Origin of the sequence: Pseudoalteromonas sp. CO342X, from assembly GCF_004208915.1 — a bacterium.
Lineage (GTDB): Bacteria > Pseudomonadota > Gammaproteobacteria > Enterobacterales > Alteromonadaceae > Pseudoalteromonas > Pseudoalteromonas maricaloris.
On record NZ_SGPH01000030.1, the window covers coordinates 138,354 to 148,223 of the forward strand.

The 9,870-nt window shown below is 41.9% G+C and carries 7 protein-coding genes; 3 read left to right on the forward strand and 4 right to left on the reverse strand.

The window, feature by feature from the left end; genetic code table 11:
• Positions 1 to 97: 97 nt before the first annotated feature.
• The gene (locus tag EXT47_RS14105) at positions 98 to 1,621 is read right to left on the reverse strand and encodes a curlin (protein ID WP_039494276.1); all 1,524 of its coding nucleotides are present in this window, start codon (positions 1,619 to 1,621) and stop codon (positions 98 to 100) included.
• 627 nt (positions 1,622 to 2,248) lie between these two features.
• Between EXT47_RS14105 and EXT47_RS14110 the strand changes: the two genes are divergently transcribed.
• Both EXT47_RS14110 and galU read left to right on the forward strand, forming a co-directional pair.
• The gene (locus EXT47_RS14110; RefSeq protein ID WP_306419071.1) at positions 2,249 to 4,747 is read left to right on the forward strand and encodes a S8 family serine peptidase; all 2,499 of its coding nucleotides are present in this window, start codon (positions 2,249 to 2,251) and stop codon (positions 4,745 to 4,747) included.
• A 599-nt stretch (positions 4,748 to 5,346) separates the two neighbouring features.
• On the forward strand, positions 5,347 to 6,243 hold the full coding sequence (gene galU / locus EXT47_RS14115; protein WP_039494271.1) for a UTP--glucose-1-phosphate uridylyltransferase GalU: 897 nt from the start codon (positions 5,347 to 5,349) through the stop codon (positions 6,241 to 6,243).
• Between the two features lie 736 nt (positions 6,244 to 6,979).
• Here galU and EXT47_RS14120 read toward each other — a convergent pair.
• Together EXT47_RS14120 and EXT47_RS14125 are read right to left on the reverse strand one after the other, a co-directional pair.
• Positions 6,980 to 7,426 (reverse strand): transposase, encoded by a 447-nt coding sequence (locus EXT47_RS14120; protein ID WP_130126873.1) that lies wholly within the window; start codon positions 7,424 to 7,426, stop codon positions 6,980 to 6,982.
• Between the two features lie 490 nt (positions 7,427 to 7,916).
• On the reverse strand, positions 7,917 to 8,312 hold the full coding sequence (locus EXT47_RS14125; RefSeq protein WP_039494268.1) for a VOC family protein: 396 nt from the start codon (positions 8,310 to 8,312) through the stop codon (positions 7,917 to 7,919).
• Between the two features lie 21 nt (positions 8,313 to 8,333).
• Here EXT47_RS14125 and EXT47_RS14130 point away from each other — a divergent pair, with 21 nt between their 5' ends.
• On the forward strand, positions 8,334 to 8,624 hold the full coding sequence (locus EXT47_RS14130; protein ID WP_039494266.1) for a ribbon-helix-helix domain-containing protein: 291 nt from the start codon (positions 8,334 to 8,336) through the stop codon (positions 8,622 to 8,624).
• 10 nt (positions 8,625 to 8,634) lie between these two features.
• Here the strand turns inward: EXT47_RS14130 and EXT47_RS14135 are convergent, their stop codons facing one another.
• Entirely contained in the window at positions 8,635 to 9,312 is a 678-nt protein-coding gene (locus EXT47_RS14135; RefSeq protein WP_188249444.1) for a hypothetical protein, read from the reverse strand.
• Positions 9,313 to 9,870 lie beyond the last annotated feature (558 nt).

Sequence of the window (9,870 nt, forward strand, 5' to 3'; positions counted from 1 at the left end):
TAGAATGTCTTTGCTGACGAGATTCACATTGATGTTTTGGTTAGCTGAATAGTACAAAATATGGGGGCTGGTTTTGCCCCCTATCTAAATTACTTAGTTATTGCTGAGTGATAGTCGCAACGTTGTTGTCACCAACCTGAGTTACGGTAATGTTTTGACCACTACCTGTAATTCCACCTTGGACTAAGTTGCCGTCACCAATTTGACTTACTGTAAACGCATTATCATCGCCATTGATGATGAATGCCTCAGAACCCATCCCCATCACAAAGTTGTTGCTACCACTTTGTGTGATGTCTAGCATATTGCGACTGCCTTCAAGCATCAGATCAATCGCGTTGAACTCGCCAGACTGCGCAATATCTACTTGGTTTGAGCTACTATCAAATACGCTGCTCATTGTCACAACAACACCATTGCCCGTGCCACTTTGAGAAATATCAACAGCGTTATCATTACTTGCCAGGCTAACGTCTGGATAAGATGACTGCACCACCGCCTCGTTTTCATCACCCGTTTGGGTAACATCTACATCATTATCACTACCGTTGAAGTTCGCAATGTGTGCGATGTTCGCATCACCTACTTGAGTTGCTGAGAATTCATTGTTCTCGCCAGCAACACCAAGATACATCTCGTTACCATTACCGATTTGCATCGCAGTAAATTCGTTATTATCACCAATAACGTCTGCTTGGACTTTGTTCTCGTCGCCACGTTGTTCAGTCATCACTTCATTGTCGTTACCAACTAATAAATCTGACGCGAAAGTGTTAGTTGAACCTTCCTGATCGATATTAAGCTCGTTATTATCTCCAGTAATTTCAAATACGTTAACCGTATTGCTATCACCTTCCGATTGCTCGATCTCAACTTGGTTGTCATCACCAATCACAGTCTCTACAGAGATAACATTGAAGTTGCCGCTTTGGCTCGATTCAATTTCGTTTTCATTACCTTGTAGACTAACTACTTTATATTGGTTGTACACACCATCTTGATCTAAGGTGATTTGGTTCATGTCACCTTGTACTGACTCAAGTGTCGCTTCGTTCCACGTACCTGTTTGTGTCGCTGTAACTTCGTTTTGGCTACCTTGCATATTTAGGTTGTAGAACCATTGGCCGCCAGAACCTTGAGATACTGTAATCGTATTTTGATCGCCGTTAATCACATTGATGGCTTCGTTGTTAATCCCAAGGATCCCGCTACCTGATTGCTGAATGTCAATCGCGTTATCATCACCAGTAACCTCAGTTAATGCGCCGTTAGATTCACCATCTTGGCTATATACTTGATTATTGTTATTACCGGTGGTCGTAATAATAGCGACGTTACCAGTACCATTCTGATCGGCCTCAGTAATATTGTTGTCGCCAATCGTAGTCACATCTGTCAGGTTAGAAGTACCCAGTTGCACCGAAGCTAACTCGTTACCACCTTGGCTACCTGACGTTTGTGAAAGTTTGAGTTCGTTACTTGTTCCACTTGCACGCTCCACTTGTGAAAGTGCAGAAGTTGAAAGTGGTTTATTATCTGATTTTGCCTCAGCATGTGCTGTAACTGAATGTGTTAACGCAAGCGCGATAGCGCAACTCACGATTGATTTTGAAAACTTCACACTGTTCTCCTTAGAGATTTATTATATTATTTTTCAATTAAGTGATCGGTGCAGGCATTGAGTTGTTGCCGAACTCAGCCAACTGCAACTTTTCACTTAACTAACGTCCTGTTATGACTCATTACTCCTGAGTCGCTCCCACCTGTGCCAGTTACCAGAGTGTTACATTTTTAGTGAAAAACATAATCTATATCAAAGTCAGCAAATTCATATGTTGAAATAATATATTTTATTACGTCTTGTCACCTTTAACTCTAAGATGGGAACAACTGAAGATAAATAAGAAGATTTTATGAAAAAAATACTTCATTATTTTCAACAAAGTACAAGGATAAACTCACACAAAATTACGAATAAAATATGGAGGTACAAAAAAAGTATGACTAAAGTTCAATCGTACCCATATCCACCCACCCCATAAAAAAGAACCAAATAATCTATTCCAAAAATTAAAAATCAGTAAAAAAAACTGATTTTATTGATTAACTCTTTTTTTACATTGCACTGCTCAATATCTGGGTCTAGGTTTTAAGACGTTGCCAAAAAGACCACAGCCACTACCAGAAAAACTACCAACTCAAAAATTGTGTATTGATGGATACGCTTGAAATTAAAAAGGTTATTAATATGAGATCTAAACTTTCTGCATTGTCTTTGGCTTTGCTTCCTGTACTTGCTTTCACTTCTCAAGCAGCTGTTCAAATCGAAACTACAACAGCAACCGCAGATGACAGCATCTTAGTTGTGTTTAAAGAAAACACTTCTGCTGCACTTCGTGCCAATGCAAGAAACCTTGTAAAAGCCAAGATGGCGGATTTGAACGCTGATGGCGTAGACGACAAATATCGCCATGTTTTAAAAGGTCGCCTAGCAAACTTTAAACTAGATAGCATCACAGCAAAGCAAGCAATTGAAAAACTAGCTAACCACCCGGCCATTGAATATGTCGAACCTGACTATCAAGTAAAAGCACTTGGAATTCCTGACGATAGTCGCTTTGATGAGCTTTGGGGTATGCATAACACAGGTCAAACTGGTGGTACCGCTGATGCCGATATTGATGCCCCTGAAGCATGGGATATCACTATTGGTTCACGTGATGTTATCGTCGGTGTGATCGATACGGGTATTGATTATACTCACCCAGATCTCGCGGCAAACGCATGGCGCAACCCAGGTGAGATCGCTGGAGATGGCATTGATAATGATGGTAACGGCTATATTGATGACGTTCACGGTATTAACGCAATCACAGGCAGTGGCGACCCGATGGACGACCAAGGTCACGGTACACACGTTTCAGGTACTATCGGTGCCTCAGGCAACGACGCTACAGGCGTTGCTGGTGTGAACCATGAAGTCTCAATCGTAGGCTGTAAATTCCTAGATGCATCAGGCTCAGGCTCAACTTCAGATGCAATTGAGTGTATTGACTATATCGTAGCGCTTAAAAATGCTGGTCACAACGTTCGCGTTACTAATAACAGTTGGGGTGGCGGCGGTTTTAGCCAAGCACTCTCTGATGCGATCACTGCAAGTGAAAGTGCGGACATCTTATTTGTGGCAGCAGCCGGTAACAGTGCGGTAGATAACGATGTAAACCCTCACTATCCTTCAAGCTATGAGCACGACAGCGTATTCTCTATTGCTAGTACAACCCACACTGACGCGATGTCTTCATTTTCACAATGGGGTCTGACGTCTGTAGACATGGGTGCGCCAGGTAGCGCAATTTTATCTACCGTTCCGGGTGGTGGTTACTCAAGCTACTCAGGTACTTCGATGGCGACGCCTCACGTTGCTGGTGCAGCGGCTCTAGTACTTTCTATCAACCCGACTCTCACTGCTATTGAGCTTAAAAACCTACTAATGCAAAGCGGTGATGTTAATGCAGATCTTACCGATAAAACTGTGTCTGGTAAGCGCTTAAATGTGAATCAAGCTGTAATTGATGCGGATCCAGAGCCAGGCTTTAGAGTATCAGCTCGTCCAGCTAATCAAGAAATCACAGCGGGCGATACTGCAACATACGAATTTACTTTTGCTTCAGTCGCTGACTGGCAGGGCACTATTGATTTGTCCGTTACTTCACCGATTGCAGGTGCAACGCTGTCTGCAACTACTGCGATGCCAGGCGATACAGTAACACTTTCTGTACCAACTGCAGCTTCAACTCAGTGGGGTGAGTATAGTTTCACGCTTAACGCAACATCTGGCGAACTTGCCGATCAAGAGCAAGTAGGACTGTATGTATTACCTCAAGGGTTAAGTGATTTCAGCTATGAAAATACTACCGCGGTAGACATTCCAGATAACGATGCTTCAGGTATTACTTCTGTGATCACTGTGGCTGACACCGTTACCGTATTTGATAGTAATACCTTAGTGGATATTACACACACCTACATCGGCGACTTAATTGTTACGCTTACTTCTCCTGCAGGTACAGTAGCAACACTGCATAATCGTCAAGGTGGCGGTGATGATGACATTAACCAAACCTTTAACTCTGCGGCATTTAATGGTGAAGTTGCAACGGGTGATTGGACATTGTCTGTCTCAGATAATGCAGGTATCGATACTGGTACATTGAACAGCTGGACTCTAAACCTAACAGGTCTAGGCGAAGCATCACCTCAACCTCCTGTTGCGGGCTTTAGCTTTGTTGCTTCTGGTCTTGCCGTGACATTCACTGATGAAAGCCGTGATCCGAATGATGATATCGTTAGCTGGGCATGGGACTTTGGTGATGGCAGCATCAGTACTGACGCAAGCCCAATTCATGAATTTGCAGCATCTGGTGAGTACAGCGTTTCTCTAACGGTGACTGATAGTGAAGGCAACAGCCACACAACCACTCAGTCTGTTACAGTTAGCACTGATGAGGTTGAGCTATCGCTGATTCGCGCTAATAAGTCTCGCTTAGGCTTTATCCGCGTAGAGCTTTCATGGCAAGGCAGCAGTGCTGATGAAGTAACGATTTACCGTGATGGTCAAGTACTTGAAACGGTTGCAAACACTGGTAAATTCAGAGACTTCTCACGTGATTTAGAAGCCACCAGCTACACATATAAAGTGTGTCAATCTGGTGAAATCTGCTCAAACGAAATCACAGTTAACTTTTAATTATTCCATATCTAAAGGTTAATTTAAGCCCCGAAAGGGGCTTTTTTATTACGACTATCCAATTTAAATTTAACGTACGGCCTAAAATAACCGAATAAAATAGATATGATATTTAACCCTATAAGTACAGATCGCGATAAAAAACAGTTGTAATACAAGCTAACATCGCTTTAATGAGATCACTACGCTACGCCTTCACATTCAACCCACATTCCTGCCGTAAAGTCGAACTTAATAAAAAATTAAGCCTAATTTAATGTTTCACTAGATAGAGCCTAATATGCAAGATAAAATCAGTTTACTTTCTTATGCACAGTAACTCTCAATTGAGATATAAAAAAGCATAGAAAGATCAAAGCTGTAATCTCCAAAATCAGTGCTCATTCAGCTCTCGTCGTTCATCATGTTTTCATTCGCCTAGTGGCTTGAACAAATAGCTCTAAAATAGCGAAAAAGCGAATCAACGGCATAAAATGAAGTATTAGAGTATACTCCTAAATACTATTGAAGAAATTGCAACTTAATCTGGTTTGCAACTTTTGTATGAAGCGCTACAATGCAGGGTGAAAATTGGAAACCAGTCAAAATATGGACTTTTTATGAAAGCAGTTATTCCTGTCGCGGGCCTTGGTACTCGCATGCTCCCAATGACCAAAGCCATTCCTAAAGAAATGTTGCCTTTGGTAGATAAGCCACTCATTCAATATATTGTCAAAGAATGTGTTGCTGCGGGTATTAAAGAAATTGTGTTAGTGACTCACTCGTCAAAAAATGCAATTGAAAACCATTTTGATACCAGCTTTGAATTGGAAGCAACGCTCGAAAAACGTGTTAAGCGTAAACTTTTACAAGAAGTACGCTCGATTTGCCCTGAAGACGTTACGATTATGCATGTCCGTCAGGGTGAAGCCAAAGGTCTTGGCCATGCAGTTTTGTGCGCACAACCTATTGTTGGGGATAATGATTTTGTTGTTGTACTGCCCGATGTCATTTTGGATGAATACACAGCCGATCAGGGAAATGAAAATTTAGCTGCAATGCTATCTCGTTTCAACCAAACGAAAGCTAGCCAAATTATGTTAGAGCCTGTACCACAGCAGGATGTCTGCAAGTATGGTATTGCTGATATCAACGGTGTGCCGCTACGTCCAGGTGAAAGTAGTGCAATAAAGCATATGGTAGAAAAGCCAGCCATAGAAGAAGCTCCTTCTAATCTAGCAGTTGTTGGTCGCTATGTGCTTTCTAAAAATATTTGGCCACTACTAAGAAAAACGCCAGTCGGTGCTGGTGGAGAAATCCAGTTAACCGATGCTATCGATATGCTGATGGAACAGGAAACCGTTGAGGCTTTTCATATGAGCGGTCGTTCACACGATTGTGGCGACAAGCTTGGTTACCTTAAAGCCATCGTTGAATATGCTATTCGTGATGAGCAATTAGGTGAAGAGTTTTCGCAATTTTTGAAACGCTTTCATCAATTAAGCCTAGCTTCTTAATTTGTCGCGGGGTAAACCCGCTGCTACAGGTTTGTCTACATTCGTAGCAGCGACTTTAGGTCGCGATTGCTTTTACGCCTTGTTGACGTCGTGACACCTTTAACAATTTTATGTCGCAATAGCCAACCTTGGTCGCGGGATAAACCCGCTGCTACAGGTTTATCCACATTCGTAGCAGCGACTTTAAGTCGCGATTGCTTTTACGCCTTGACGTCGTGACACCTTTAACGATTTTATGTCGTAACATCTATCCTAGTCGCGGGATAAACCCGCTGCTACAGATTTGTGTACATTCGTAGCAGCGACTTTAGGTCGCGACTGTTTCACGCCTTGACGTCGTGACACCTTTAACGATTTTATGTCGTAACATCTATCCTAGTCGCGGGGTAACCCTGCTGCTACAGGTTTGCGTACATTCGTAGCAGCGACTTTACGTCGCGACTGTTTCACACCTTCACATCGCGGCACCTTTAATGATTTTATGTCGTAACATCTATCCTAGTCGCGGAGTAAACCTGCTGCTACAGGTTTGTGTATATTCGTAGCAGCGACTTTAGGTCGCGACTGTTTTCTTGCCTGAACATCGCGGCACCTTTAATGATTTTATGTCGCAACATCTATCCTAGTCGCGGGATAAACCCGCTGCTACAGATTTGTGTACATTCGTAGCAGCGACTTTAGGTCGCGACCTTTTTACTTTGGGTCGTGATTGTTTAACTGCAATCACCTCACTAAATCACACCCAAATACAAAACCAATATGGATATTTACCAACCCGCGTAACAAGCTTAGCCCTAATTGGATTCTGAATTATATACCTTACTTGTTCTTTTAAGTCGTCTTCACTTCGAATTAAATGTTCATAATAACCTTTTTGCCATAAGCCAAATACTCCGAAAGAACGTAAACTGGTTGCTATGCGACCTTTTATCGCTCGAATAGAATCTGGTAACTTTAAAGAACCATTTAATTGAATGATTAAGTGAAGATGATCCGGCATTAATACGAAAGCTATGGCTTTAAAAAGCTGCCCCAGCTCACAAGCCATGATCGTCTTAGCGGCCTCGGCACAAATCGGAAAGGAGTTAAAGTACGATTTTCTATCTTTGCACGTTAAGGTAATTGCATAGAAATGATTTACGAGTGAGACCCGCTTATTCCTCAAGTTTTGACTTTTGTACATGTTATATCCTTATAACCCTGCATACTTAAAGAATAGAGCAGATTTGAAAGAGAGCAAACTTGAAAAGTATATTGGAATCAACTTTGGCGGTGGGATCCCCCCAGATACAAGTTTGCGTACATTCGTAGCAGCGACTTTACGTCGCGATTGTTTTCAAGACTTTAGGTCGCGATTGCTTTCACGCCTTATTGACGTCGTGACACTTTTAACAATTTTATGTCGCAATAACCAACCTTGGTCGCGGGATAAACCCGCTGCTACAAGTTTATTCACATTCGTAGCAGCGACTTTACGTCGCGATTGTTTTCAAGACTTTAGGTCGCGATTGCTTTTACGCCTTGTTGACGTCGTGACACCTTTAACAATTTTATGTCGCAATAGCCAACCTTGGTCGCGGGATAAACCCGCTGCTACAGGTTTATCCACATTCGTAGCAGCGACTTTACGTCGCGATTGCTTTTACGCCTGACGTCGCGGGGTAAACCCATTACTACCGATACACATCGCTTTTTTCAATTACTTCAATATCATAACCATCAGGATCTTTAATAAAAAAGAATCTTGCTATTAATACATTTTGATTATAAAAATCTTTGATTTCTTTAGGGCAATAGCTATTCTTTTGAGCCTTGTTGTAGACAGCCTGCAAGCTATCCGTGGCGAAAGCCAAATGCCCATAGCCATTACCGATTGTATAATCTACAGTGGTGTCATGATTCCAAGTTAGTTCCAGTTCAAACGAAGTTTCATCGTTGCCAAGGTAGATAAGAGAAAAATCATTAAAGTCGATGCGTCGTTTCACTGCCAACGCAAATACATCATGATAAAATTTGATTGAGCGATCAGCGTCTTTCACTCTGATCATTGAGTGGATCATTTTTGCCATTACTTTACCTACGGAATTTATATGTGTGAACTCTACGCATCAACTGAGCCTCATCGTTACGAAGTAGCCAAACGTTCTATTCGTATTCAAGGAGCTGTTACTAGCCTCGCGTTAGAAAATGAAATATGGCAAGTATTAGAAACCATAGCTCAACGGGAAGAGCTGGGTCTTGCCGAGTTTATTTCTTTACTTTACCAAGAAGTGATTGAACGTCATGGTGAGATCAAAAACTTGGCGTCTATGCTGCGTGTTACTTGCTTAACTTATCTTGCAAATAATAATGCGCTTGACGTAAGAAGTGGTAGTAACTGAGTACTACGTTTTAGTGCCGCTCCAAAAAGCGTTGCCATGTGATATTGGGATTAATAACCCGGATCGGAGAAATAACCTGCTTGAGCAAGTGAAAAGGTGGGCGCGTAACTTCATGTCCATCTTGCTTTAAACCCAATAAATATTGAAAACTGCCTTTAGTCCCGAGCTGAATAGCTGATATTCTGATTTGTTGCTCGAAGTTTAGTCGTAAACTGCTGATCGCCGTTTTCATTCCTTGCTGATCAACATTGGGTAAACCACATTTTTGTAGATACCCTTGTCTTTCCCCCTCTCCAGAAAACCATATTCTAACTTTCTCGCTATAACGACCAGTTTTTGCTGGTAAATCAAACATAAGACGTCGATGTCCTTGCTGTTTTACCAATGTTAGATATTGCTCCAGTCCTGCTTGCCATAATGCGGGATGAATAGGCACCACTCGCGATTGAATTTTACCATGGGTGTTAAAGTGAAATACATGAACGTGGTCTTTGTAGTAAACATCATTAAGTGTAAGTGAGCCAATTTCATCACTATACGCACCAGTGTAATAGCTCAGTAAAGGTAGCCAAAAATGCCAATGTTTAGGCTGTTCACGCTTTAGTTTTTCATCTGAGTAGATATAGCCGTTAAACAAGGTATGAAGCTCCATAGTGGAAAATGCTCTTCGGCCTAAATGAGATTTCATACTGTAGTCAACGTATTGAGTATACTAAAGATCTTAAGTTTAACGGTTTTTAGTCTTTTTCGGAAGTTTGATAGTCACCTTCCCGCCTAGGCCCACAGCAGGAACGTCATGGCGTCATCTTCGCATAAAATTATAGAAAGAGTCGCGACATAAAGTCGCTGCTACGCCAAACTCGTAGCAGCGGGTTTATCCCGCGATAGAAAACCAATAATGGCGACAGGACCGTGACATAAGCTCATAGAAAGAATCTCGACATAAAGACATGAAAAGAGTCGCGACCTAAAGTCGCTGCTACGCCTAATTCGTAGCAACGGGTTTATCCCGCGATAAAAAAAGAATAACGGCGACAGGATCTTCACAATAAAAAAGCCCGTGACATAAGCCAGCAGAAAGAATCCTGACCTAAACTAATAAAAACAGTCGAGGCATAAAGTCATAAAAAGAGTCGCGACATAAAGACATGAAAAGAGTCGCGACATAAAGACATGAAAAGAGTCGCGACATAAAGACATGAAAAGAGTCGCGACATAAAGACATGAAAAGAGTCGCGACATAAAG